The sequence below is a fragment of the Paraburkholderia sp. BL17N1 genome (assembly GCF_003634175.1).
In the GTDB taxonomy this organism is placed as follows: Bacteria; Pseudomonadota; Gammaproteobacteria; order Burkholderiales; family Burkholderiaceae; genus Paraburkholderia.
This window is the reverse complement of sequence record NZ_RBIW01000001.1, coordinates 3987524-4013128: the sequence shown is the minus strand read 5'-3', so window position 1 is coordinate 4013128 and position 25605 is coordinate 3987524. Positions and strand designations below refer to the sequence as shown.

General features: G+C 61.6%; 21 protein-coding genes and 1 pseudogene. 8 read left to right on the top strand and 14 right to left on the bottom strand.

What is annotated here, in order from left to right:
- Positions 1 to 15: 15 nt before the first annotated feature.
- From B0G82_RS18140 to B0G82_RS18130, 4 genes are all read right to left on the bottom strand, one after another.
- Entirely contained in the window at positions 16 to 357 is a 342-nt protein-coding gene (locus B0G82_RS18140) for a response regulator (protein ID WP_158608162.1), read from the bottom strand.
- A 209-nt stretch (positions 358 to 566) separates the two neighbouring features.
- Positions 567 to 1214 (bottom strand): response regulator, encoded by a 648-nt coding sequence (locus B0G82_RS18135; RefSeq protein WP_116116718.1) that lies wholly within the window; start codon positions 1212 to 1214, stop codon positions 567 to 569.
- A gap of 226 nt (positions 1215 to 1440) precedes the next feature.
- Positions 1441 to 1569: a hypothetical protein gene (locus B0G82_RS41090; protein WP_258875571.1), complete on the bottom strand. Its 129-nt coding sequence runs from the start codon at positions 1567 to 1569 to the stop codon at positions 1441 to 1443.
- A 55-nt stretch (positions 1570 to 1624) separates the two neighbouring features.
- The gene (locus B0G82_RS18130; RefSeq protein ID WP_121308754.1) at positions 1625 to 2083 is read right to left on the bottom strand and encodes a hypothetical protein; all 459 of its coding nucleotides are present in this window, start codon (positions 2081 to 2083) and stop codon (positions 1625 to 1627) included.
- A 70-nt stretch (positions 2084 to 2153) separates the two neighbouring features.
- Here B0G82_RS18130 and B0G82_RS39430 point away from each other — a divergent pair, with 70 nt between their 5' ends.
- The 3 genes and pseudogenes from B0G82_RS39430 to B0G82_RS18120 all read left to right on the top strand — a co-directional run bounded on the left by B0G82_RS39430 (position 2154) and on the right by B0G82_RS18120 (position 4349).
- Positions 2154 to 2558, top strand: coding sequence for a hypothetical protein (locus tag B0G82_RS39430; RefSeq protein WP_147439505.1), 405 nt, complete (start codon positions 2154 to 2156; stop codon positions 2556 to 2558).
- 768 nt (positions 2559 to 3326) lie between these two features.
- Positions 3327 to 3503, top strand: a pseudogene (locus tag B0G82_RS40470) (LysR family transcriptional regulator); the annotation flags it as partial.
- 36 nt (positions 3504 to 3539) lie between these two features.
- Positions 3540 to 4349 (top strand): LysR substrate-binding domain-containing protein, encoded by an 810-nt coding sequence (locus B0G82_RS18120; protein WP_241974712.1) that lies wholly within the window; start codon positions 3540 to 3542, stop codon positions 4347 to 4349.
- Between the two features lie 114 nt (positions 4350 to 4463).
- Here B0G82_RS18120 and B0G82_RS18115 read toward each other — a convergent pair whose 3' ends face one another.
- The gene (locus B0G82_RS18115; RefSeq protein WP_199730106.1) at positions 4464 to 5378 is read right to left on the bottom strand and encodes an enoyl-CoA hydratase/isomerase family protein; all 915 of its coding nucleotides are present in this window, start codon (positions 5376 to 5378) and stop codon (positions 4464 to 4466) included.
- Between the two features lie 416 nt (positions 5379 to 5794).
- On the opposite strand from B0G82_RS18115, the gene B0G82_RS18110 reads away from it, so the two are divergent.
- Positions 5795 to 7120: an epoxide hydrolase family protein gene (locus B0G82_RS18110; protein ID WP_121308303.1), complete on the top strand. Its 1326-nt coding sequence runs from the start codon at positions 5795 to 5797 to the stop codon at positions 7118 to 7120.
- 137 nt (positions 7121 to 7257) lie between these two features.
- Here B0G82_RS18110 and B0G82_RS18105 read toward each other — a convergent pair whose 3' ends face one another.
- The 4 genes from B0G82_RS18105 to B0G82_RS18090 all read right to left on the bottom strand — a co-directional run bounded on the left by B0G82_RS18105 (position 7258) and on the right by B0G82_RS18090 (position 12497).
- Complete coding sequence (locus B0G82_RS18105) at positions 7258 to 8796, bottom strand: efflux transporter outer membrane subunit (RefSeq protein WP_121308301.1); 1539 nt, start codon at positions 8794 to 8796, stop codon at positions 7258 to 7260.
- On the bottom strand, positions 8793 to 9878 hold the full coding sequence (locus tag B0G82_RS18100; protein WP_121308300.1) for an HlyD family secretion protein: 1086 nt from the start codon (positions 9876 to 9878) through the stop codon (positions 8793 to 8795). Before B0G82_RS18100 ends, B0G82_RS18105 begins: the two co-directional genes overlap by 4 nt.
- A gap of 12 nt (positions 9879 to 9890) precedes the next feature.
- On the bottom strand, positions 9891 to 11504 hold the full coding sequence (locus B0G82_RS18095) for an MFS transporter (RefSeq protein WP_121308298.1): 1614 nt from the start codon (positions 11502 to 11504) through the stop codon (positions 9891 to 9893).
- Positions 11505 to 11822: 318 nt separating this feature from the next.
- Positions 11823 to 12497, bottom strand: a complete 675-nt coding sequence (locus B0G82_RS18090; protein WP_106286481.1) for an antibiotic biosynthesis monooxygenase — start codon at positions 12495 to 12497, stop codon at positions 11823 to 11825.
- A 93-nt stretch (positions 12498 to 12590) separates the two neighbouring features.
- On the opposite strand from B0G82_RS18090, the gene B0G82_RS39425 reads away from it, so the two are divergent.
- Complete coding sequence (locus tag B0G82_RS39425; RefSeq protein ID WP_147439504.1) at positions 12591 to 12797, top strand: hypothetical protein; 207 nt, start codon at positions 12591 to 12593, stop codon at positions 12795 to 12797.
- A 179-nt stretch (positions 12798 to 12976) separates the two neighbouring features.
- Complete coding sequence (locus B0G82_RS18085; RefSeq protein WP_116142108.1) at positions 12977 to 13933, top strand: LysR family transcriptional regulator; 957 nt, start codon at positions 12977 to 12979, stop codon at positions 13931 to 13933.
- 57 nt (positions 13934 to 13990) lie between these two features.
- Here B0G82_RS18085 and mug read toward each other — a convergent pair whose 3' ends face one another.
- Both mug and B0G82_RS18075 read right to left on the bottom strand, forming a co-directional pair.
- Positions 13991 to 14557 (bottom strand): G/U mismatch-specific DNA glycosylase, encoded by a 567-nt coding sequence (gene mug / locus B0G82_RS18080; RefSeq protein ID WP_121308296.1) that lies wholly within the window; start codon positions 14555 to 14557, stop codon positions 13991 to 13993.
- A gap of 55 nt (positions 14558 to 14612) precedes the next feature.
- Complete coding sequence (locus B0G82_RS18075) at positions 14613 to 15641, bottom strand: GlxA family transcriptional regulator (protein ID WP_121308295.1); 1029 nt, start codon at positions 15639 to 15641, stop codon at positions 14613 to 14615.
- 497 nt (positions 15642 to 16138) lie between these two features.
- Here B0G82_RS18075 and B0G82_RS18070 point away from each other — a divergent pair, with 497 nt between their 5' ends.
- Together B0G82_RS18070 and ilvB are read left to right on the top strand one after the other, a co-directional pair.
- On the top strand, positions 16139 to 18970 hold the full coding sequence (locus B0G82_RS18070; protein WP_199730105.1) for a 2-oxoglutarate dehydrogenase E1 component: 2832 nt from the start codon (positions 16139 to 16141) through the stop codon (positions 18968 to 18970).
- Positions 18971 to 19282: 312 nt separating this feature from the next.
- Positions 19283 to 21148 (top strand): biosynthetic-type acetolactate synthase large subunit, encoded by a 1866-nt coding sequence (gene ilvB, locus B0G82_RS18065; protein WP_199730104.1) that lies wholly within the window; start codon positions 19283 to 19285, stop codon positions 21146 to 21148.
- Positions 21149 to 21208: 60 nt separating this feature from the next.
- Here the strand turns inward: ilvB and B0G82_RS18060 are convergent, their stop codons facing one another.
- The 3 genes from B0G82_RS18060 to B0G82_RS18050 form a co-directional block, all read right to left on the bottom strand.
- Positions 21209 to 22828, bottom strand: coding sequence for an MlaD family protein (locus B0G82_RS18060; RefSeq protein WP_121308291.1), 1620 nt, complete (start codon positions 22826 to 22828; stop codon positions 21209 to 21211).
- Between the two features lie 147 nt (positions 22829 to 22975).
- On the bottom strand, positions 22976 to 23923 hold the full coding sequence (locus B0G82_RS18055) for a DUF2950 domain-containing protein (protein ID WP_116142100.1): 948 nt from the start codon (positions 23921 to 23923) through the stop codon (positions 22976 to 22978).
- 23 nt (positions 23924 to 23946) lie between these two features.
- The gene (locus B0G82_RS18050) at positions 23947 to 25272 is read right to left on the bottom strand and encodes a DUF3300 domain-containing protein (RefSeq protein WP_121308289.1); all 1326 of its coding nucleotides are present in this window, start codon (positions 25270 to 25272) and stop codon (positions 23947 to 23949) included.
- Positions 25273 to 25605: the final 333 nt, after the last annotated feature.

The following is a 25605-nucleotide window of genomic DNA, read 5'->3' as shown; positions in this document are numbered from 1 at the left end:
TGATTTTCAGCCGACTCACTTCTGCAATATCTCGCCGATCAGCGCGAGTAGCCGCGCATCATCCACTGGCTTCGAGAAGAAGCCGGAGGCTCCGCTAGCTTCAGCTCGTTCGAGAAGCGCTTGCGTCGCGTAGGCGGTAATGAAAATAACAGGAACAGGCCGCTTCCATAGCTTGATCGATTCAAGCAGCGCAAAGCCGTCCATGCCAGGCATGTGAATATCCGCGACAACAAGTTTCAGTGCCGCGCGGCGCGTATCACCTAGAAGATGGCTGGCGGACTCATAAACCATCACCTTCCAGTTTGCCGAACGGAGCAGACTGGACGTCGCCATCCGGACGAATTCGTCGTCGTCCACTACCCCAATAACTGCAGGAGAGCGCTTTGTTCTCATCTCGAGTCCGCAGGGCGTCGAAAGGATTCAGAAAGGCTGAATTCTCTAGGCAAATTACAGGCCCACGGAACCGGCGACAATAAGACCTTGGAATGATTTTAGTGACAGTTCGTATTAGATGCGGCTCGACCTGGCGCGGAAAGCGCGCGGTGAATCTGCATCTTGCCGACGCCTCAGTGCAACGGCAGAACCTGTTGCAACTTCCTGACGACATCTGGCACTGAGCGCGCCTGCAGCTTATGCATCGCTTGCGCGCGATGGATCTTGACCGTCACTTCGCTCAGGCACAGGAGGTCGGCAATCTGCTTGTTCAACAGTCCGTCGGCGACCAACCTGATGACTTCCCGCTCGCGCGCTGTCAGCGAGTCATAGGTTTGACGGATGCCCGCCACGATCCTCTCCTGGCGTTTCAATTCGCCATCCCTTTTGAGCGCCGCGGCAATCGTGTCGATCAGATCCTGATCCCTGAATGGCTTGGTCATGAAATCGAAAGCGCCTGCTTTCATTGCCTTGACGGACATCTCGATGTCGCCATGCCCGGTCAGAAATATGACAGGAAAGCGAATACTTTCCTTGAAGGGATCCTGCTGCAACGTCAGGCCGCTCGTGCCGCGCAGACGCACATCGAGAATGAGACAACTCGGCACGTCCGGCATGTCCGCGGCGAGAAAATCGTCGGCCGATTCGAATGCTCTCACGTGAATGCCAACCGACATGAGCAGGGAGGTTAGGGCGCCGCGAATGGACTCGTCGTCGTCGACCACATAAACAAGCGAGTCCGGCAATGATTCTCTTCCCGCCCCAACGTTGTCATGTTTCATCGCTCGATCTTCGAAAAGTTCGTTACGCTACGCTGACGCCGATACTTTTCGTATAGTAAGCAATGCACACGCTTATCGCTACCTGTTGCGCATGGTCTTCTCTGGATTCATTCCGTCTCTGTTATTTCGTTGCCGGGAAGCGCGAGCGGTTATCCGCAACGACGCTGTTTCTTCTGACGAATCGAGTGATGCTCGTGAAAGAAACACCCCGGATTGGCGGATTGAATCACTGCAGGCAGACGCGGCTCAGATCCACTGTCCGCCGGTACACGTTCTTGTTGAGCCACGGCACGAAGGTGTACTCGTCGTAGGCGTGAGTGCCGACAAAAATCCAGTTGTGCAATACGCGGGACATATTCACCTCCTCAATCAAGTGCGTCGACGCCGCAACCGCATTCCTGTCGTGGACGCTATCGCTCGCGTGAAAGTCTGTCTCGCGACGATGCGACGGCGAATGCCAATACGCACGCGGCCTTGCTGAAGCATTCGATCGAAGAAAAGATTGCTATCGCGAAGGAATGGTGGAATTCCATCGGTAGTGCGGGTGCGATGGCCAACACGCTCGCACCGCAGAGAAACACAAACGTTCCGCGAGCGAAGCGTGCTTTGGCAACGGCAGCGAGACCAGTGCCGACCACGAGGAGCTTCGACAGGAGCAGGGCAAGCAGCCCGGTGTGAGCGTCGGCACCGTTTAACTCCAGCGGCGCTTCAATGAGGGACCATCCACATACAACAAGCACGAGTATTTTGAATACCCGCTCGGAGAGCGCATTCACTGTGGCGCTGTCGCTATGTATTTGCAGCGCTGTCGACTGGAGTGCATCGCCGTGCAAGCCGATCCCTGAATCTGCTGTTTCTCTTGCATTCACGACTCGCCCTCCAGGTGACGGCGCGCGAGACAGCCGTCTTGCCATGAAATTAAGGTACACGGCCTTGCAGGTGAAAACCATTGTGCGAAAGGGTGGAGTTGCCTCTGAAAAAGCGTGGGGAACTCATACGGCCGTATATCCGATGGGAGCGAAATCCGGTCTCGCGGATATCGACACGGGCAGACCGCGCGCCATCCCTGCGCAACAACGAAGGCAGGGAAAGAATCGGGCCAATGCCGGAAACATTGCCGAGGAAAAAGAAAAAGCCCTTTTCCTGAACGCGCGTTCTGTCCAGGCTTCAATAGCCGTATCATGGCTTCAGAGCAAACACGCAGACGCATGGATTGAAAGATGGACAAGCGGTAGCCGTCCTTGGGCGTTTGAGTCACCGACCGTCTGTGCGGGCGCTTACCGTGTTGCTGCCGGCGGTGGCGTCCTATTCAACGAAAGTGAAACATTACGTTTCGATTCATAAGGAGCGCGGCCATGCTGGTTAGTCGAATCGACCCGTGGAGTCAAACGATACGACTGTTGTCGTCCGGATTTCGACGCGCCAATGTGGACGCTGGTACGCAGTCCGTGCCGGAACGCGCGACATCCTGTGGTTTAGAGACGACGCCAGATACGAGTCACTTACCTCATCTGAAGGTAAGTCTGATCGAGCGAACTACCTCGCTCACCGTGACCATTGCGTGGCGCGATTCCACGAGTTGCTTTTACGGCGCACAGGTTTGGCGGGTCGCGAACGCCAAGGTGTCAGGGACATGTGTGTTGAGCGGGCAACGGATCAGGCGCGGGGACCGCATATTCCATCCGCAGCGCTCGAAACCTTCGCCGGTCAACGCCCGCGCGATGATCCTCGAATCGGCCCTCAATGCGCTAGAGCCGTTGCAGATAAGCCCGATCTAGATTCTTTCATTTGCCAGTCGATTTCGCCCCTGTATTTTCGCCCTCCCGAAGCATCACGACATCTCGTCATCACATGAAGCGTTGCGATCGCCGCGTCCTGAGACCGCGCATAAGTTGCCGGACGAGCATTCAGGCCGGATAGGTGCGCGCATCCGAACGTATTAGGCGGGCACGCGAGTGCACGATGCGTTACACCATATCGAACGATGGTGTCCCGCAGCGTTCGCGCTTACGCTTCATTCGTTCTCCGGCTGTTTGAATTGTCTCCCCGGTGACGATTCGCGGCATCTGGATTCTCTGCTCTACATCTCTACATTGACTAGTGAGGTGCGAGATGGACCAGCTTTACATGTTGCGTGCATTCGTCGCGGCCGCGCGGTATCAAAGCTTCAGCAAGGCTGCGGAGTCGCTGAACGTTACCACGGGGTCGGTCTCGAAAGCGATCGCCAAGCTCGAGGGGTGCATTCAGACGAGGGTCTTGCTCAGGACGACAAGGTCCGTTTCCTTGACTGAAGCGGCGCAACCCTACTATCAGAGTTGCTGCCGCTTGCTCGAAGAACTCGACGAAGCGAACCGTCGCATTACACGCTCGCGTGAAGTCGATAGCGGAAAGCTGCGACTGATCGTGCATCCGATGCTGATGAGCGAAACGTTTTCGCGCCTGGTGCGGGGCTATCACGCCATTGCCCCCAATGTGAATCTGATCGTCTCCGTTCAGGAGGGGGCCGCCAACCTGTACGACGGTCGGTTCGATATGGCGATCCTTCCGCCGCATCTTGTCGAGCAGTCTGCCGTGATTCGCCGTACGTTATCGAAGTCGCTGCGCATCTTCGTCGCAGCGCCTGCCTATCTCGAGCAATATGGAACTCCCAAAGTGGCCGCCGAGTTGAGCCGCCATTTTCTCCTGCTGGACATGGATTCACGGAAGAAGGGCGTGGACGTAGTGGAACTGCTCGAGAACGACACACGGGTGAGCGTGTCTCCCATGTCGTCGATGGACGGGAACGAAATCTTGCTCAGGGCAGCGGCCCTCATGGGGACAGGCATTGCCGCATTGCCTGAAACGATGGTGCGTGAGGATATCGAAGCCGAGCGGCTTACGCATATCTTGCCGCTGTGCACGACATTCGACAGCAAGGTTGAAATCTGTCTGTTCTACTCGCACAGGGAACTGCTTCCGGCGCGGCTCAGGACATTCGTCGATTATTGCACCCAGTTCTTCAGGTCATCGGCTCGATACGACGTCAAGGATGCAGCGACTGTTTTGCCGTTGAATGACTACCGGGAAGATTACAGCCGGCGGCCGGCTGAGGCTCGGCATGCGCGGCCATCACCGTTCGAATCGGTAGGCCGGTGAGCCGGGCAGCGTTGGAATGAAGGTTCTTCTGCGCTGACTGGATCGACGTAAGCACGCAGCCGCCGAAATAGAACCAGGCGGCTGATGGCACCACCAGCGACGAGGCGCGTGGAATTATCTGTCCGGTTGATTGACCTGGCCGGTGTACCGGTCGAGATGAATCTCCACGTCAGGATTCTTCTGCAGTCCGAGTTCCATCAGCTTGCTGATATCCCGCTGTGCAGCAGGACGTTGTACGGAGGTAATGAACGCGTCCCACTGTGGCCCAACCTCGCTATCGGGAGGGAGAGTGGCAATGTTCACGAAGTGCTTGATCTCCCCGATGGTTTGCTTGTCGAAGGATGCGATGCGGCGAGCCAGCGTATCGACGAACTCATCCAGTTCGGCATCCGGAAGGGAGCGGTTGACATAGCCGTAGCGTTCCGCAAGTTCGCCGTTGATGTCGTTACCGCTCAGCAGTATTTCCAGTGCGCGGCCTCGCCCCATCAGACGGGGAAGGCGGGACATCGGTCCGCCGCCGGGAACGAATCCGGCGCCCACTTCGAATTGCGAGAGCACGGCTTTCTCACGGCTCGCGAAGCGCATGTCGGACGCAAGGGACAATTCACTGCCAACGCCCGTAGCCCTGCCCCGGATAGACACGATCGACACCACGGAAGAGTGGCTCAGACGTGTGAGCATATCGGGTAGCGGGGGCATGCCTGTGGGACCGGGCGGCATGCGCGTCGTGACTTCGAGAGGCGGTACGAAGTCGTAGTGAGTCAGGAAGAAACCAGGTACTGCGCTATCGAACACCACGACCTTCAGTTCGGGATCGTTCTCTATCTGTGTGATCACGCTATTCAACTGCGGTATGGATTCCGGACCAAAGATATTGAAAGGAGGGTGGTCGATGGTGACGCGCCAGTATGCCGGCGTCACGCGCTTGATCCTGAACTCGTGCTCCGTGCCGGCTTCCGGTTGCGCATTTCGATTCGCAGCGGTGCTTGCCTGGTCGCTCTGCGCTATTGTCGATTGGGTCTGTTTCATGTTGCTTCCTTTTAAGGCTGAGGAAAGTCGCGGAAGAGAGAATGCACGAGGCATCCGGTCCACACGAATTAGTGTAGGCAGCCGTTCTGCAGATACCAATGAGCATGACTGCACAGTCAATCAAGAATCAGGGCGAGATATTGAGCGATGCGAAGGAATACTGGATTTGTTCGCGGCCGACACAACTGTTGTTCTAACCTGATCGTTTACCCGGCGGGCGTGCTTCCACACAATCGGAACAACTACCGCGAACTACGGTTTGCGGTTGGTCGAAGCGATAACGATGCGAGGCTTGCCAACCGGCTGCCTCTACAGGCGGCTCAATTGGACAATCGTGAAGGTGCTTGCCCAAAATATTGCGTTGCTGCCGTACTCATCGCTTCGCCTCATTGGACTCTTTGCCAACAGGAGCTTGTATGGCAGACACTATTCTTCCCCAGACCCCGTCGCGCCGCCGGTTTATCGGCGTGGCCGCGGCGGCCGCTGTTGCGGGCTCGTTAAGTCGACTCGCGTTCGCGCAGACGAGTCAACCAATCACGGAAGTCACGAAGTCGAGTGGGGGTGACAAGGCCGCCATTCGTCCACTTCGTGTGCACGCGCCGGAATCGCAACTCATCGAATTGAAGCGGCGCATCAAGGCAACCAGGTGGCCCGACCGCGAGACGGTGAGTGATGCGTCACAAGGCGTGCAGCTCGCGACCATGCAGAAGCTCGCGCGGTATTGGGCAACCGACTATGACTGGCGCAAAGTCGAAGCGAGGCTGAACGCGCTGCCGCAGTTCGTCACCGAAATCGATGGGGTCGACATTCATTTCATCCACGTTCGTTCGAAGGATGCCAATGCGTTGCCGATTATCGTCACGCACGGGTGGCCCGGTTCGATCATCGAGCAGTTGAAGATCATCGGTCCGCTGACCAATCCGGCCGCCCATGGCGGAGCGGCGTCGGACGCATTCGATGTGGTGATTCCGTCGCTCCCCGGTTACGGGTTCTCGGGCAAACCGACGGCGACCGGCTGGGATCCTGTTCGGATCGCACGCGCCTGGGTCGTACTGATGAAACGGCTCGGCTACACGCGATATGTGGCGCAAGGTGGCGATTGGGGCAATGCTGTCACGGAGCAGATGGCTCTGCTGGCACCGCCGGAACTGCTCGGCATTCACACCAATATGCCGGCAACGGTGCCGGACAACGTCGCACAGGCACTCAAGCTCGGAGAGCCGGCGCCAGCAGGTCTCTCGCCCGATGAAAAGCACGCGTTCGATCAGCTCGACTATTTCTACAAACACGGCTTGGGGTACGCATTGGAGATGGCGAACCGCCCGCAGACGCTGTACGGCATCGAGGATTCGCCGGTCGGTCTCGCCGCGTGGATGCTCGACCACGATTCGGCCAGCCAGGCTTTGATCGCGCGCGTGTTCGACGGCCAGCCCGAAGGGCTCACGCGAGACGACGTGCTCGACAACGTGACGCTCTATTGGCTCACGAACACGGCAATCTCGTCAGGCCGGTTGTATTGGGAAAACAAGCTCAACTTCTTCGCTCCCAAACACGTTGCCATCCCGGTTGCCGTCAGCGTCTTTCCGGATGAAATCTACGCTGCCCCGCAGAGCTGGACAGCGAACGCGTATCCGAAGCTGATTCACTATAATCGCCTTCCCAAAGGCGGACATTTTGCGGCCTGGGAGCAGCCGCAAGTTTTCTCGGAAGAGGTTCGCGTGAGTTTCCGGTCGCTGCGCTGAAAACAGGAATATAGGTGATGCTGCAACGGTTGGCGGGGTCGTAAAGATGCATGTTCGCCGGCCTCCTGTTTGCGGAGGCCGGCGACGGGAACATGGGCTTCATAGACACATCTTGTTGTACGCGGCAGGGCACGGTTTCAACGAGCACTGTCCTGCCCGGCATACGTCGATTCCCATCCGCCACCCAGCACCTTGCACAGCGTGATGAGGTTCGCGTCGGCTTCAGCCCTGCTTTGCTCCAGATTGCTCTGCGCTTCAAGCAGTTGTCTCTGCACGTTCAGCACCTCGAGGAAATCGACCGCACCCGCCTTGTACCGTTGCTGCGCAATCGACAGCGCACGCTGGTTCAGACCGACAACCGTTTTCAACCGGTCGCGCCGCCGCTGTTCGGCGTCATAGACGACCAGCGCGTCGTCCACCTCACGCCATGCCTGAAGCACGATATGCTGGTAGACGATCGCTGCCTCCTGCTGCTGTGCCTCGCGCAGATGAAGCGTGCCCTTGAGACGTCCGCCTTCGAAGATCGGCAGCGTGATCGAGGGTCCCACGACAAACTGGCCCGACGCCCAGTCGGCGAGATTCGACAGTTGCAGGCTCTGGAATCCGGCGCTGCCGTTCAGCGAGATGCGCGGATAGAAGTCGGCCTTCGCCATGCCGATCGTCGCGGTGGCCGCATGCAGCTGGGCCTCGGCTTTGCGGATGTCGGGCCGGCGCTGCACCAGTTCCGACGGAACGCCGATCGGCACCTGATCGGGCAGTGCCGGCACATCGCGCGGCTCGGCGAGCACCGCTTGCAACGCGCCCGGTTCCTTCGCCAGCAGCACGCCTATCGCGTTGATGGTGGTCGTGCTGCGCGCTTCGAGTGTCGGGATCAGGCTTTCGATCGACTCCGCCTGGGCCATCGCGTTGGCCACGTCCAGGTCCGTCGTGACGCCTTCATGCACGCGGTTCTGCGTGAGCTTCGTGGCGTCGTGGGCGATGTCGAGGTTCTGTTTGGCGATCTGCAGCAGCGCCTGCGTGTCGCGCAACTGGATGTAGTCGCGCGCGAGTTCGGCGCGGGCGGACAGCAGGATCGCGTTACGGTCCTCGTACGAGGCATCGGAGAGCGCCGAGGCGGCCTCGACACCGCGTCGCACGCGGCCCCAGAAGTCGAGCTCCCATGACGCGTCGAAGCCGAACTGGTACAGATCGTAAGCGGGCGAGCCCTTGGCGCCCGGCAGCGGCGCGACACCGAGCGGCGCGCTGCCCGAGGCCGACTGCGTCTGACTTGCCGTCGGCGTGACGCCAAGCAGCGACAGGATGCCGTTCGGACTGCCGCGCTCGCGGTTGTAGGAGGCGGCGCCGGTCAGCGTCGGATATTGGTCGGCACCGGCAATGCGCTGCTGCGCCCGGCTTTGCCGCAGACGCGCCGAGGCCGCCGCGACATCCAGGTTTGCGTCGGTCAGCTGCTGTTCGAGCGAGTCCAGTACCGGATCGTTGAACAGCGTCCACCATTGCGGCGTGAATCCGGATTCGACAGCCCTGCTCGCGGCCTGCGCGCTCCGGGTGCGGCTGAACACATCGGGCGTGGCCGTCTGCGGAGCTTCGAAGTTCGGACCGACCAGGCAGCCCGTGAGCAGGGAGCACAGCAGCAACGCGAGCGCCGGCGTGCGCAGGGAGAAGTCGCTCGCGTTCATTTCGCGTCCGCTCCCGCGACCCGCGCGATCCGTGCATCGGCATGCTTGCCGACGGCGACCTCCGTTTCGACCGACAACCCGACGCTCAATGCGGACGCGGCCTGCTGTCCGTGATCGATGGTGATCCTGACCGGCACGCGCTGCACGATCTTGGTGAAGTTGCCCGTTGCGTTGTCGGGTGCGATAGGCGCGAAGCTCACACCCGTAGCAGGCGCAAGACTATCGACGTGTCCGCGGATCGTCACATCGGGCATGCTGTCGACCTTGATACGCACGCTGTCACCGGGTCGCATCCGGGCGAGCTGGTTCTCCTGGTAGTTGGCGACGATATAGGCGTCCGACAGCGGGACGATCGCAAGCAGCGGCGCACCGGTCGTCACGAATGCGCCGACGCGTGCCGAACGCCGTCCGACCTTGCCGTCGATGGGCGCATGAATCTCCGTGTACGACAGGTTGAGTTTCGCCTGTTCGAGCATGGCTTCGGCATGCGCCAACGCGCCCGCCGCCTTGTCGCGCTGTGTCTTCAGAACGTCGAGGTTCTGGCCGGTCGCCACAAGTGCGGCGCGGTTGCGCGCCTGCTGCGCGAGTTCCTCGGCCAGCGCGCTCGCGGCATGCTGCTGCTCCTGTGTCGTTCCCGCACCGGTCTCCGAAAGATTGCGATAACGCGCGGCGTTGGCGCGCGCGAATTCGAGCGTAGCATCGTCTGCGCGCAGCGTGGCACGCGCCTGATCGACGAGCGCCGGCTGCCGCGCGATTTCGGCCTCGTAGTTCGCCACCGCTGCTTTGGCCGCCACCACGTCTGCCTCGGCGCTCATCAATGCGGCGCGAAAGTCGCGATCGTCGATGCGAACCAGCAATTGCCCGGCCTTGACCTGCTGGTTGTCTTCGACGAGCACCTCCGAAACCTGACCCGCGACACGCGGTGCAACCAGCGTGAAATCGGCCGTCACGTAGGCATCGTTCGTGGTCTCGCTGGATGAACTGGAAAACAGCGCTATACAGGCCAGCACGGCAGCGCCGAGTATGACCGCGAACGCGGCAAGACGAATCGTTCCGGGAGAAAGTCGGGTAGCGGATGACATGGATAGCGTCGCTTAACGGGAGGAGGGCTGCGTCGTGCTCCAGGGCGGATAGACCCGCACGGGCAACACCGGGATAACGAAAAGAAAGGCGACGGCGATGCCCGCCATCACGCGATAGAGATCCGCCGATGTGAGCACGACGGCCTGCTCGTGGATCCGGTGTGCGAGTTCGCCGAGACCGTGAGTGGCATCGAGGCTCTGGCTCGTGACCAGCGCGTTATTGCCCAGGTGGTCGACCAGCATGCCCGAATGAAAATGCTCGCGCGCCGTGCCGAGACCTTCAATGAGGCCGGTTGCCGCGGCGCCGGTAAACGTCTTGAGCGTGTTGAACATGGCCGAGGCAAACGGGCCCTCCGTTGGCGGCAAGCCGGTCGTGACGCCCATCAGGATTCCCATGATGACCATCGGTTGCGCGAGGATCTGTAACGACTGAAGCCAGTAGAAATTATTGCGAATCCAGTCGGAGGTGACGAAGCTCCCCAGAAAGCACGAGACGGCCATCAGGCAAAGTCCGGCGGCCATGACCCAGCGGTGGTCGACCTGCTGGAGATTGAGCAGCGCGGCGGTCGCGGGCAGCGCAATCAGAAGGGGAATGGCCACCAGCAAAAACAGCGGCGTGGTTTGCAGCGGCCTGTAACCGTGAATCTGCGCGAGATACTGACTGGGTATGGCGGCAACGCTCACCAGCAGGATCACCGCACCCACCAGGGTCAGCAGCCCATGCGCGAAGTTCCTGCGCGCAAGCAACTGGAGCTTGAAAAACGGCACAGGATGAAACCACTCGTTGACGAGAAACGCCGCGAGCAACAGCGTCCCGCCGCAAAACATGGTGGAGATAAAGGTGGAGTTCAGCCAGTCGAGGCGATCACCCTGCAGCAGGCCGATCACGAGCATGGCGATGGCGGGATACCCGAGCAGGAAGCCGGTCCAGTTGAACGAACGCAGCCGTTCGAGTCTGGCGGGATCCGCCGGCAGTCCCTGATGGATTGCCACGCAGCTGACGAGTCCCAGCGGCACGATCTGCCAGAAGGCCATTTGCCAGCCGACATATTCTGTCCACAACGCGGCGAGCGGCGTGCCGAGCGCCGGTCCGAAGGTCGCGGTCAGCGCATAGCCCGCGAGCCCGTATAACTTGACCTTCGGCGGCAGATAACGCAGCGCGACGATGATCAGCATCGGCGGCAGACAGCCACCGGCGACGCCCTGCAGCGCGCGCAATACATAGAGCGTCAGCAGGTTCGGTGCAAACGGGCAGAGCAATCCAAGGATCATCACGGCGAGCACGGCGCCGATCGTGAAGCGCTTGAGCGTGAACGTCACGCCGAACCATGGCGCGAATACCATGGTGGCGACGTTGGTCGCTTCGAACAGGGTGGTCAGCCAGGTTCCGTCGTCCCGTCCGATCGAGAACGCGCCGCGAATATCCGCGAGCGCAACTGCGGTGACCTGTTCGTTCAGTATCGCCAGCAGAGAGGCCAGCAACATGCCGAGCAGGCCGATCGCGAGGCGTGGGGGCAGTGTCGCCTGGGTCGGCGCTTGCTGTACTGGAGTTGCCGAGGCCGACGTCGACGATGGCGTGAGCTTCGTTTCTCCTGTTCCAGTTATCGGTGGGTTGGCGATGTTCATAAGGGACCGGCTACCAGTGTTCAATGCGGCATGTCGTGAGGAAATCTCCGTGTCGCCCCCGGCGCTCGCAAGCATTGCTGCCGCGCATTGGGTTTATGAATTCTAGGAGGAGGCCCGGTTTTCTAACAGCCGATACAGGTCGCGTATCAGGCCATTTGATGTGCAAATCTGGCCAATGTCAGCGTCGCTGAAATGACAAGGGCAACACACTCACCCCGAGTTGACGAATCTGCTCTTTAGACAGAACAGATTTCATCAACCTGGGGCAGCGCGAGCCGTTGCCTCGTGATGGGATGCCGGTATTGCATTACGTCCGGCTCATGCCTTGGGCTGCACCTCTGCGAAGTATTGAGGCGCCTCGCGGCGATCGAACATTCCGTACTCCCGGACAACGCGAATGTGCCGCAAGCGCACGGACTTCGGCAGCGTCGTATTGCGCTCGAAGGCTTCAGCGGCCGCAAGGTCGTCCCACGTCGCTACCGCAATGACGTCGCCCGGCGTTATCAGCGCGTCGAATGCATCCCAGGCGACAAGGCCGGGCGCCTTCGTATCGAGTCCGAGCGCCTGGGCAACCGCCTCCGCACCCGCCTGCTTGACCCAGTCCGGCGCGTGTTGCGCATCGAGTAGCGTGACCGCCTTGCCAAGTCCCGTTTCGGTTGCATCGAGGCGTTGCTCGACCAATGTCTGCCCGGCCGGCACGCACGTATCCGCGACGGTCTGGCCAATGCGCAGCCGATAGTCGGCAAACACGCGGTCGCGCGCCGCCTGCTGCACCTTGTGATGGTTCGTCGTCACTCGCCAGCGAACCAGCGACTTCTCATCGCGCCAGCTCGATAGCGAGAGCAGCCATCCCTGGCGTGTCAGGCTCGCGTAGCGGGTGTTGTCGACGAAACCATCGATCGCATCGAGTTCCGGGCGCAGCATCCTGGCCATGCCGAGATAGGCGTCGAATTGTTCGGATAACGGATTGACTTCGAGCATTGCAGAAAACATGGATTCCTTGGTCTGATTGAGGACGCCTGGCCGTGTGGCAGGACATGGAATCGCAGCGATGCAGTCGATTCATCACCATGTGACTGTCGCGCGATGGGTGAGCTGATTGTCGGAGAAGCAGAGGGTTTCTTGAAGCGCCAGCAGGCCGCATATTGGGCCATTCCATGTGCGAATTCTGCCAGGCTGTCATGGATAACCACGCGCCGCGCCGATCCGGAAACAGTCACTTTCCGTTTGCTCAACAAAGCTAATGCCAGCGGGAAGGAATATCGCAAAGGCCGTTTTCGTTTGCTGGTTTAAAGAGTTCGAAATTGGGCCATTTGTGGTCTTCTTCGTGCCAACCACACAAAGAGCGCGTCTCCATGCAAGGCGTGGCGCTTAATATCGCGGCATCTCCCTGGCGTCCGATGACGCGACGTCCCCATAACAAGGGCGCAGGTCTAGCGGCAAGCTGCAAATACATTGAAGTTGGAATCAGGATGGACAGATTGCGTGAGATGGAGGTATTCGTAGCCATCGTCGACGGAGGCAGTTTTACCAGCGCGGCGGACAAACTTGGCATGTCCGCCCCCGCGGTGTCGCGGGCGCTTACGTCGCTCGAAGCCCGCTTGGGTGCGCAACTGCTTGCGCGAACAACCCGTTCAGTCAGGCCGACCGAGGCGGGTATGTCGTACCTCGATGCCTGCCGCAAGGTGTTGGATGCGGTCACGGACGCCGAAGCCGATGTCGCGGCCTGTCAGGACAACCCGGTGGGCACACTGACTATTTCGGCGCCGGTGCTGTTCGGTCAGCGCTTTATCGCTCCGTTAATCGATGCGTACGCCCAGCGTTATCCGGACGTGAGCATCAACGCGGTGTATGTCGATCGCACCACGCGGCTTCTCGAGGAGGGCGTGGATGTCGCCATCCGCATCGGCCACCTGGGCGATTCGTCGATCTATGCCATTCCGCTGGGTTTTGTACGACGTCGAACCTATGCCGCTCCGGCTTATCTCGCAGCGCATGGCGAACCGGTTCATCCGAGGGAGCTTGCGGATCACCACTGCGTGTCCCTGACGGGCGTGACGAATCCGCTGGAATGGACGTTTTACGAAAACGGCTCGCGGCTGTCGGTCCGGGTTCAGCCGCGAATGACCGTCAATCTGGCGCCCGCGGCCGTGATGGCCGCCGTCGATCGGGTGGGAATAACGCAACTGTTTTCCTATCAGGCGGCCCCCGAGGTACTCAATGGAACGTTGCTGCCGGTCTTGACGGCATTCGAACCCGAGTCGACACCTGTCAACTTGCTGCATGTGGAGCGGCGCGGCGCGAGCGGTAAGATTCGGGCCTTCGTGGAGTTCGTGACCGAGACCCTGCGCAGAAACGTGCATCTTCAACAACACATGGAGACCGCGACGGCTCTGAATGAGACTGCCGGAATTTTGCGTTCGGTGTAACAGGGTGAGCCGGGGGCGCGAATATTTTTATGCGGGCTCGCCGATACTGCGAGTCGTTCAAGCCGACCTGACCGAGCCCGCCGGCGCGACGGCAAGACGAAGTTCGCGGTAGGCAGTCACCAGCGCATCAAGGCTGAATGTCCGGTTCAGGCCGCTGGGATTGGGCAGCACCCACGCGCGGGCGCCGCCGAATGGAATTTGCTGCCGTCCCCACTCGATGTCGCGGCTGCCCGACATTGCGCTGAGCGCCATCTTGCCGAGGAAGGCCACGCATTGCGGCGCGTAGCCTTCAATCTTCCGCTCGAACTCCGTCGCGGCCGCCTTGAATTCCCATGAGGACAGCTGGTCCGCTCGCGCGGTCGGACGCGAGACTACCGTGGTGAGACCACAACCGTACTGGAGAAGCGTGTAGTCGTCGTCGGGCCCGATCTGCTCGGGAGTGAAACCCGCAAGATGAATGGTCCGCCAGAACCGGTTGCCTCGGCCGGCAAAATGGCGGCCGGTCGACGCCGCTTGCACGCCGGGATTGATACCGCAAAATACAACGGATAAACCCGGCGCAAGGAGATCAGGAAGAGATTGAGGTGAATCGGCGCGAGTCACGGAGGGTGCAAGTCGATTCATTGCATAAAGTACATTCGAGGCATTGGGCGGCAACAAACCTGCGTAGATGCGCGATCTAGTCGACCATTTCCAGTTCCGCTGTTTCGATCTGCTCTTTCACGTCGCTCGCTACCCGCGGCTGCCTGGCCACCGTACCACGGAATCGTTGACGATACTGTCTGGGCGTGACGTTGAGGCGTCGGAAGAAAGTGGCTCGCATATGCGTGGCGCTGTGAAAACCACAATTAAACGCCACGGTCTTCAGAGGAGCATCGGTCTCTTCGAGCAGTTTCCTCGCGGTGTCGACGCGAACCTGTTCGACAAACGCCGACGGCGTCACCTTCGCATACTTCGCGAACAGGCGCGAAAAGGTACGGCGGCTGACCGACACAGCACTGGCAAGCTGTTCGATCGACAATGCGTCGGTTATGTGCTCGGTCACGTAGCGCAGCACCTTGCCGACTATCGGATCCTGGTCCTTGCGCACTCCCACGTAAGGACTGTACTGGGACTGTCCACCTTCCCGCTGGATGTAGACCACCAGACGTTTCGCAACCCGCACCGCCAATTCGTGCCCCCAGTCTTCGGCCACGAGCGCAAGACACAGGTCGATGCCCGCCGTCACGCCGGCTGAGGTGAACAGGCGTCCATCGCGGATGAAGATCCGGTCGGGCTGCACGGACGCCTGCGGAAACTCGTCGGCGAGCCGGCTTGCATCGGCCCAGTGCGTGGTCACTTCCTTGCCGTCGAGCAGCCCGGCGCGCGCGAGCACGAATGCTCCGTTGCAAACGGAACCGAACCGGCTTGCGCCGCCTGCCTGATCTTTCAGCCACTTCAGGAATTCGGGCCGTGGCTCTACATCGGGCAAGCGCGGTCCGCCCGCCACCAGCAGCAAGTCGAATGGCGTGTCGAAGTCCGCATAGGCGTGGGGAACCGTGAGTTGCATCCCGTTCGAGCAGGCCACAGTGCCGGCCTCGTTTGCCATGAGAACGACCTCGTATTGCTGGTGCTCGGGCAAAAACGTGTTTGCTTCCGCGAATACGTCCAGCGGGCCAGCGACATCCAGTGCCTGCACATCATCGAATATAACAATGGCGACTTTCATGGCGTGACCCTCGTTCCTCGTTGCTGGCGTTCATGCGCGCGTCCGGTGAGCGGCTTGCCCGCCGGTTCGCGACACAGGTGTCTCTTCGCTGCGCCTACTATAAGAGCGAAGCGCCACGGGATAAATGCGCTGGCCCGAAATTCACTTGTTACACCAGGTGAGGGTATATAGACCGCGCAATATTGCCAGGCAGCGCGCAGACACGTTCGTTCGCCGTCGCGCATGGCGCCACCGGCTACGTGGCCCAAACCTCATCTTTATTGGCCAGCGACGGCGCTAACCATGCACACAGTCGCTGCGCCGACTACCTATGCTTGTTCTCATCAATGCGGCTGGGAACGTGAAGCCCTGGCGCACCAGAGAATCTGTCGCCGGCGAAATGCACGTCCGTCCCTAGCCCCTGGTTGCGCGCCGGACTGGCCACGATGGGGCGACAGCCGCCTCACACATGTCACGGTCGAAGTTCGGACCTGACGCGAATGGAGGACAGATTCATCATGCTGACGGAAAAAATTCAAAGCTCTTTTCTGTTCGGGGGCAATGCGCCCTACGTCGAGGAGCAATATGAACTCTACCTGGCCGACCCGGCATCGGTCGCGCACGAGTGGCGCGCGTATTTCGATGCGTTGCGCGAAACACCCGCCATCGACGGCAGCGACCGCGACGACGAGCCGCACGCGCCCGTGGTTTCGAACTTCGTCGATCTGGGCAAGCGCTCGCGCGCCACGGAGATCAGGCTCGACGACGGCCTGGCGAACGCCAGAAAACAGGTGGCCGTGCAGTCGCTGATTGCCGCGTTCCGCTTGGTCGGCACCCGCAAGGCGAAACTGGACCCGCTGCTGTGGACGCCGCCACGGGCTTCAGTCGAACTGACGCCGGCGTTCTACGGTTTGTCGGCAGCCGATATGTCCACGCGATTCAGCACCGCCGACACGTTTCTATTCGACGAAGACGCCACGTTGCAAGACATCGTCACGGCACTCGAACAGACCTATACGGGCACACTCGGCGCCGAGTTCATGCATTTGACGGATGCGGGCGAACGCCGTTGGTGGCAGATGCAACTCGAGTCGACCCGCGCAAAACCTTCGTTTTCGGTAGCGGAGAAAAACCGCTTTCTCGAACGTCTGACGGCTGCTGAAGGACTGGAGAAGTACTTGCACACGCGCTATGTCGGGCAAAAGCGCTTCTCGCTGGAAGGCGGTGAATCGTTGATCGTGTTGCTGGATGAACTTGTCCGCTATGGCGCATCGAAGAAGGTCAACACGGTGGTGATGGGCATGGCGCACCGTGGGCGTTTGAACGTGCTGGTGAACATTGTCGGCAAGCCTTTGCGCGCGCTCTTCGACGAGTTCGAGGGCAGGAGCGGCGACCCTTTGCCGGCCGGCGACGTCAAGTATCACAAAGGCTACAGTAGTGTCACGCAGACGGACGACGGACCCGTCGACGTCGTGCTTGCGTTCAATCCCTCGCATCTGGAAATCGTCAACCCGGTCGTGCAAGGCATGGCTCGCGCGAAGGTAGACGCTTCGGATGAAGGCGACAGCAGCGGTGTGCTGCCCGTCGAAATTCACGGCGACGCGGCGATGTCCGGGCAGGGCGTCGTGATGGAGACGTTGAGCCTGACTTACACACGCGGACACGGCACGGGCGGAACCGTCCACGTGGTCGTCAACAACCAGATCGGCTTTACGACCTCGGATCCGCGCGATACGCGCTCGTCGTTCTACACCACCGACATCGCGAAGATGATCGAGGCGCCGGTTCTGCATGTCAACGCGGACGACCCGGAAGCGGTGGCCATGGCGGTGCGCCTCGCGCTCGACTATCGCACGGCCTTCAGGCGCAGCGTGGTGATCGATCTCGTCTGCTTTCGCAAGTACGGACATCAGGAACAGGACACGCCCGCCATCACGCAGCCTCTCATGTACCGTGCAATTGCCAGCCATCCGGGCGTGAGGACCGTGTATGCCCAACGGTTGATCAAGGAAGGCGTGGTGACGCCGGACCAGGTCAAGGACTACTTCGACGCGCAGCGCGAAAGTCTCGAACAGGCGAGAGAGAGCAACGCGGTCGAGGTGGCCGTTCAGGCGGACGACATACCCGCATGGCCGACGTTTCTCGAAGACTATGCCGGCCCGGTGCAGTATGGCCCGCCGTTGGCTGACCAGGTGCGTGCGCTGGCGCAGCAGGTCTCGACCGTTCCGGACGGCTATGAATTGCATCCGCTGGTCGGCAAGATGATCGCCGCACGCCGCGAGATGGCCGCCGGCAAAAAGCCGCTGGATTGGGGCATGGGCGAGCACCTGGCATTCGCCTCATTGCTGGACGCCGGGATCGATGTCCGCCTGAGCGGGCAGGATAGCGCGCGAGGCACCTTCAATCACCGACACGCCGTTCTGCACAATCAGACGCGCACGTGCCGCTCGGAGGGCGTCTACATTCCGCTGGAGCATATCGGCGAGGAGCAAGGCCGGTTTACCGTGACGAACTCCATTTTGTCGGAGGCGGCCGTGCTGGCTTTCGAGTATGGCTATTCGACGGTGAACCGCAATGCGCTCGTCGTATGGGAAGCGCAGTTCGGGGACTTCGCGAATGGTGCGCAGGTCGTGATCGATCAGTTCATCGCGGCGGGCGCCGCAAAGTGGGGGCAACTCAGCGGGTTGACGCTGTTCCTGCCACACGGACAGGACGGGCAGGGACCGGAACACGCGTCGGCGAGGCTCGAGCGATATCTGCAACTTTGCGCGCAGGACAACATGCGGGTCGTCCAGCCGACCACGCCCGCGCAACTGTTCCACTTGCTGAGAATGCAGGCGGCTGTCTTCGATCGCCGGCCGCTCGTCGTGATGACGCCCAAGTCGCTCTTGCGTCATCCGGAAGCCGTCAGCACACTCGACGATCTGGCCACGGGTGCGTTCCGCGAGATCCTGGCGGATACGCAAGCCGAGGCGTCGCGGGCGTCGAGTGTGGAGCGCGTGATCGTGTCTTCAGGCAAGGTCTATTTCGATCTGCTGGAACATCGCCGCTCGTCTGGTGCTGGCGATACGCCGCTCATCCGCGTCGAACAACTCTATCCGTTTCCGTCCCGGCAACTCGCCGCGGAGTTCGCGCGTTATCCGAATCTGAAGACGGTGGTCTGGTGTCAGGAGGAGTCGCGCAACCAGGGCGCGTGGAGCTTCGTCGAACCGCAGTTGCGTGAGATCCTGCCTTCGGCCGCGCAACTGCTGTATGCGGGGCCGGCGGCTTCCGCGTCGACTGCGCCCGGTTATCACGCGGTCCACGCGGCGAGGCAGGCAGCGCTGATTTCGAGTGCATTCGCGGGCTGACGGCGCATACGTATTGCGGTGATGCCGGTGCATCGCCGCAATGGCCCAAATCCGGCCTATCCTGGCCCGGAACCAAGCTCGTTTATGCGTGTGCGCAGCCTCGATCGTTGTCAGAATGGATAATGCCGTTTCTCACGATACTTCCAGACGCACCTCATAAAAGTGCTAGATGGGTTGCGCTTTGTACGGAGAACCCGTCGAAACAATCGCCCATAAGCTGGTAAGGAACATACGCTGTTCTCGAGTTGGAAGGGAAATCGTCCTTAATTTGGCCGCTGATATTTTCAGCGCCCGTTTCCATGCGAGTCAGCCATGACCCAAAACCCGAACGTTGCTTTAGACGCTCTTCTGAAACCGCCGGCTGCCGGCGAATCGATGTCGGGTGCCGACATCATCCTGCGCGTACTCAGCGAGCAGGGCGTCGATACCGTATTCGGCTATAGCGGCGGCGCAATTTTGCCGACGTACGACGCCGTGTTTCGCTTCAACGAAATGCACGCGCAAACGCCCGAGCGTCAGATCAAACTCGTCGTGCCCGCCAATGAACAGGCCGCCGGCTTCATGGCCGCCGGCTACGCGCGCGCGAGTGGAAAGGTCGGCGTATTCATGGTGACGTCAGGCCCCGGCGCGACGAACGCGGTGACGCCGATCGCCGACTGCAACGGCGATTCGATCCCCATCGTCCTCTTATGCGGACAGGTGCCTCGGGCCATGATCGGCACGGATGCATTTCAGGAAGCGCCTGTCTTCAACATCATGTCGGCGTGCGCGAAACAGGTGTTTCTGGTGACCGACCCGGAGAAGCTCGAACAGACGCTGCGGACTGCGTTCGAAGTCGCGCGCACTGGCCGTCCAGGTCCGGTCGTCGTGGATGTGCCGAAGGACATCCAGAACTGGACGGGCGCTTACCGCGGGCAAGGTACGCTGGAATTCAGAGGCTATTCCGACCGTCTTCGAATGGTGGCGAATGGCGCTCGCCTCGACGAGGACAAGCGCACCCGCTTCTTCGATCTGCTGGCGCAAAGCAGGCGGCCGCTGCTGTATGCCGGCGGCGGCATTATCACGGCCGGCGCGACGGCTGAACTGCGTCAGTTTGCCGAGCGTTTCGGCATCCCCGTGGTGACCACGTTGATGGGTCTTGGCGCCATATCCGTAAAACACGAACTGGGGCTCGGCATGCTGGGCATGCACGGCGCCGCGTGTGCGAACTACGCGGTGGAAGACTGTGACTTCCTGATCGCGGTGGGCGCCCGCTTCGACGACCGGGTGGCCGGTGGCCGGCCTGATGCCTTTGCGCCCAGAGCGCGGTATGTCGCGCACATCGACATCGACGAGGCGGAAATCAACAAGGTGAAACGCGCGCAGTGGACGCACGTCGGCGACGCTAAGGATACCTTGCTGTCATTGATGAAGCATGGCCCGGCGGCGCCGCGGACGATGGAATGGCTCGATCGTATCGAGGAATTGAAGCGAGTCTACGGGATGAACTACGACCGCAATAGTCCGGCAATTCAGCCGCAATTCGTCGTCGAAAAGCTGAGTGACCTGACCGGCGGCCGAGCGATCGTTACCACGGGCGTCGGCCAGCATCAAATGTGGGCGGCGCAATTTTTCGACTTTGTGGAACCGCGCAGTTTCCTGACTTCAGGCAGCATGGGGACCATGGGTTTCGGACTGCCTGCGGCTATCGGCGCTCAATTGGCGCGGCCGGATGCGCTTGTCATCGATATCGACGGTGACGGCAGCATCCGCATGAATATTGGCGACCTGGAAACGGCCACCACTTATGGCGTGCCGGTCAAAGTCCTGTTGCTCAACAATCTCGGTGACGGGATGATCCGGCAATGGCAGCGTCTCTTTTACGACGGACGCCTGTGCGTGAGCGACAAGTCGCTGCATCGCAAGGATTTTGTCATGGCGGCACGGGCCGACGGATTTGAGTTTGCGCGTCGCGTTGCAACCATGAGCGAACTCGAGGAGCAGCTCAAGGCCTTTGTGGAATTCGACGGACCAGCCTTCCTCGAAGTGATGGTCGACGAGAACGCCGATGTGTTTCCGATGGTGGGGCCGGGGCAAAGCTACGCGAACATGGTCACCGGGCCGTTCATTCCGTCCCGGGCGGAGCCTGAAGCCAAAGGGAAGGGCACGGAGCGTCAGGCGGCCGCGGATATGTTCTAGCCATGCGAGACGCACACCGTCGTTGTCACGCAAGCCAGGCAGAGGAGGGCCGCGAGGAATTCATGGCTTCTCTCCTGGTTTGCCGCGCACCAGCGACTCCGGATGGCGCTCCAGATAGTCGGCCAGCGCGTTCAGCGATTGCAGCGTGCGGGTCAACTCCTGCAGCGCCTGATGCACATCCGACTGCATGGGCGAGTCCTGCTGCAAAGTCGCCTCGGCGGAGCCGAAGGTTTGCCGCGCGGCGGCGAGTGTGTCGCGCGCCTGCGGCAGGACCTCGTTGTTCAGCCGGTTGAACAGCGCGTCGGCGTTTTTCAGCGACGTGTTCAGATTCGAGCCGATCTGATCGAACGGAATCCGATTGAGCTTCTTCGCAATGTCGGCCACCTGCGTCTGCAACGCGTCGAGCGTGTTCGGAATGGTCGGCAACTGGATCGGCTCGCTATTGGTGTCGAACTTGACGGGCGCGGCGTTGGGGAAAATGTCGAGCGCGATATACAACTGGCCCGTCAGCAGGTTGCCGGTGCGCAATTGCCCACGCAAGCCGCGCTCGACGAGCCGGCGCAATAGTTCGTGGCTGGCCGCGCTACCCGCCTCGGGCATCGTCGCGCCACGGGAGCGCCGGCGCAGCCGGTCGGGGTACAGATCCAGCGTTACCGGCATGACAAAGCTGCGCGCGTCCGGATCGTATTCGACGCCGATGTCCGTCACCTGGCCGAGCACGATGCCCCGGAAGTCGACCGTCGCGCCAACCGACAGCCCACGCAGCGACTGATTGAAGATCATCACGGCACGTACCGGCGCGCCGTCCGGCGCGCGCATGGCATCCACTTCGTCGGCGGCAAGCCGGAAGCCGGTTTTCTCCGCGGCGAGTGTACCCATCGGCTGGCCTGGCGGCGTCTGGAATGCGAGGCCGCCGACCAGAATCGCCGCGAGCGACTGCGCGTTGACGACGAAGCCGTCCGAATCGAGCCGCACATTGACGCCGCTCGCATGCCACCAGCGCGAATTGGTGCCGACGTACTGATCGTACGGCGCGGCGACGAACACCTGCATCGTCACGCCCGTGCCGTCCTTGTCGAGCGAAATACCGTAGACCTGGCCCACCTGCACGCGCCGGTAGAAAATCGGTGAGCCGATGTCGATCGAGCCGAGCGAATCGCCATGCAGCGTGAAGCGATGGCCTTTCTGGTTTGCGGTGATGGGCGGCGGCGCCTCCAGTCCGACGAACTCGGTTTGCGTCTGCGTGGAGCGGCCGACGTCCACGCCGATATACGCGCCCGAGAGCAGCGTGCCGATGCCCGATACGCCGGCGGCGCCCACGCGGGGGCGAACCACCCAGAAGCGGGTGTCCTTGACCGCGAAGCGCTCCGCCTGCTTGGTGAGTTGCACGGCGATCTGCACGTGGGTCCGATCTGGCGACAGCGTGATCGACTTCACCGAACCGATTTCGACGTCCTTGTACTTGACCTGGGTCTTGCCGGGTTCGATGCCTTCGGCGTTGTCGAAGACGATCGTGATCGCCGGACCGCGCTCCGTGACCGCCTTGATGACGAGCGCGAGACCGATCAGCGCCGCGATCAGCGGCACGACCCAGACGAGCGAGGGCAGCCAGCTGCGCCGTGGCGTGATGTCGGGATCGGGCAGCTCGGGCGGCAGGGCGGGTCCTTGTTGGCTACTCATGGCGAGGTTCCGAAGCATGGCTGCGGCTTGCCGCGCGGGTCGGCGAGCGGACGCGGGGCGGCCATGGACCGAACCGCCTCGTCATGCCTGGCCTGGTCCCCGGCGCCGCGCACCTGGTGCCGCCTGCGGGTGGCACCGATGCCGCGCTCAGGGCTGCACGGCCTCCCACGACGAGTCCGGATCAAACGATTTGAGCGCGGCAGCGGCGCGCGCCGACTGCGGGCCGAGGTTCTTCTGGTAGATCTGCCCATCCTGATTGACGATAAAGCTCATCACGCCCGTCTTGCCATAGTCGGCGGGCCACGCGACGAGGCCATAGCCTTTCGTCAGCGTGCCGTTCTCGACGTAGTCCTGACTACCGCCTTTGGCATGCGGTCCTTGCGCGGTCAGGATGCGGAAGTGATAGCCATGATAACCGTCTTTCGAGACAGACTCGGTGTGCGGCATCGTCGCGGCGAGCGGGCCAAGCGGGCTCTCCGCTTCACCCGGCGCGCTCGGCCAGTACAAGCCGTCGCGCTTTCCCGGCGTGCTGAGAATGCGCTGCGCGTAATGCTGCGTCAAGCCTTGATAGGCGCGTTGCGCGTCGAGATAGGCGAGCGACGTCTGCATCGCCGCGCGCTCGTTGCGGCCGATGCGGCGCGTCGCGATCTCGTCGCGGCCGGCTACGGGATCGAAGCGCCAGCCTTTGGAAGTCTGCACGAGCGGAATCGGCAGCGACCAGCCACTGGTGCCGACCGTCAGATGCTTGCTCGCGTGACCGCCGGCCGGCGCGGGATCGTCGACGATCTGGTGTCCTGCCGACCACGCGCCGAGAAAGTCGTAGATGTCCTCTTCGCCGACGTCTTTGGTTGGGATAAAGCGGGTGAAGTCGTTGCCGAGCACGTGCTGCATCGCGCCGTGATCGTTGCTGGCGAGCGCGTCGACAAACGCGTTGGCCGCGGCTTCGGGCGTGGGGTAGACAGCTTGCGCATGCGCCGCGGACGCGCCGAACACAAGCATGGCAAGCGCGAGCGCGGCAGCGACGAGGCGCCGGGTTAGCGCGGGGGCGCCGGCATGAGGTGCGCCGGCGGTATGGAACATGCGGATGCGGATCATGAGCGGCTCCTGTGAGATCGGTTTCAACGTTGCCGGCCGAAGTGACGCTGACCGCCGCCTGCGCCCAGCCCACCGCCGGTGCGTTGGCCGCCGCCGCCCGCGCCGAAACCGCCGCCGCGCTCGCCCGCGCCGCCCGCGCCCAGATTGCCACCACGTTGCTGAGCGCCGCCATTCGCGCCGAGGCCGCCGCCGCGGTTGTTCGCCTGCGCTTGCCGGCTGGCTTGGCCGCGCTGCATGTCCCGCTGCGCGTCGCCGCCATTGCCCGCGCCGCGCAAGGCGTTGTCGCGGTTCACGTGCTGCGCGCTGTCGCGCAGGCTGGCGGTCGAGTTGCCGCCCTGGTGGATGCCCTCCACGCGCTGGCTGGCGGTGCCGCCCAGATTCTGGCCAGTGCGGTTCTGCAAGGTCTGCTGTGCCTGCGCGCGCGACGTTGCCGTTGCCGACGTATCGCGCCCGCGATATGCATCGCGTTGCGCGCTGCCCACGTTGGCCGAGGTATTGCGGTTGAAGGTCGAATTCCGGTTCCAGTTGGTCGTGCTGCTATTCACGTCGAGCCGCCGGTTCACATTGATGTTGTTGTATTGATTCACGTTGATGTTGACGCTGTGATTGTTCCAGTTGACGTTGCTCCACAGCGAACTGGTGATCGCGACGCCGACGCCGAACGCGAGGCCCGCGGCAAGACCGCTGGCCACGGCATAGCCGGGTGGGGGCGGCACGTATACGGGCGGGTAGGCCGGATAGGGCCACGCGCCGTAGACGACCGTGGGGTTGTACGTCGGCACATAGACGACCTGCGGGTTGACCGGCACGATCTGGATCGTGCTCTGCTCGACCACCACTTTCTGCTGCGGGTTGGTCTGCAGGTTGCCGGCCTTCTGCGCCTGCTTGCGCAGCCGTTGCACGGAGTCCATCACGTCGTCCGGCTGCGCGAGGAAGGCGTTGCCGAGTTGCGTGACCCAGTCGGGTTTGGACGCCATGGTGGCGAGCACCTGCGGAAACGCCACCAGCGATTGCACGCTCGGGTCCCACGGCTCCGACGCGACCGCCTTCACGGCGTCGTCGCCCTGGAGTTTCGGATTGGCTTTCGACCACGCCGCCGCCGACGGCACCTCCTGCGGAAAGGTGGAAGCCATCAGCACTTGCGCGAGGAGGGCGTCGGGGTAGAGCGCGATCGGCGCGGTCAGCGAGTCCAGTTGTTGATTCGAGATCTTCGCCGGCGTCTGCGCGGCAGTTTGTGCATGAGCGACCGGCGCCGCCACCTCGGGCAAAAGCGGCGAGCCGGCCAGTGCGGTCAATGCGGCCAGAAGAATTTTTCGCGATCTTCTCTGGTATGCCCTGGAGCGTTTCACGATCAGGTCTCCCTTGTTGGAAGTTGTTTGCGGCGCAATGCTGCGCTGTATGAGACGTCGACGCCGTGACCGTGCCGCGAAGCGGCCGGTCGCTTGAGACGGGGCCGATCACCCGTGCGGCAACCGGTGATGCAAGGACCCGCGAAAATCGGACTTCAAATGGACTCCGAATTGTGTGCCTGGCAGCGTGTGTCTGATCGTCCGCGCCATGCATTCGTGGCACGTTCGCGACGACACTAAACTGCGCCCCGCGCAGAGAGCGTGATGCGTGCGTGCGAGATACCGTGCATCTTACGCAATGGCGACTACTAATAAACCTTTTCCGCGAACATG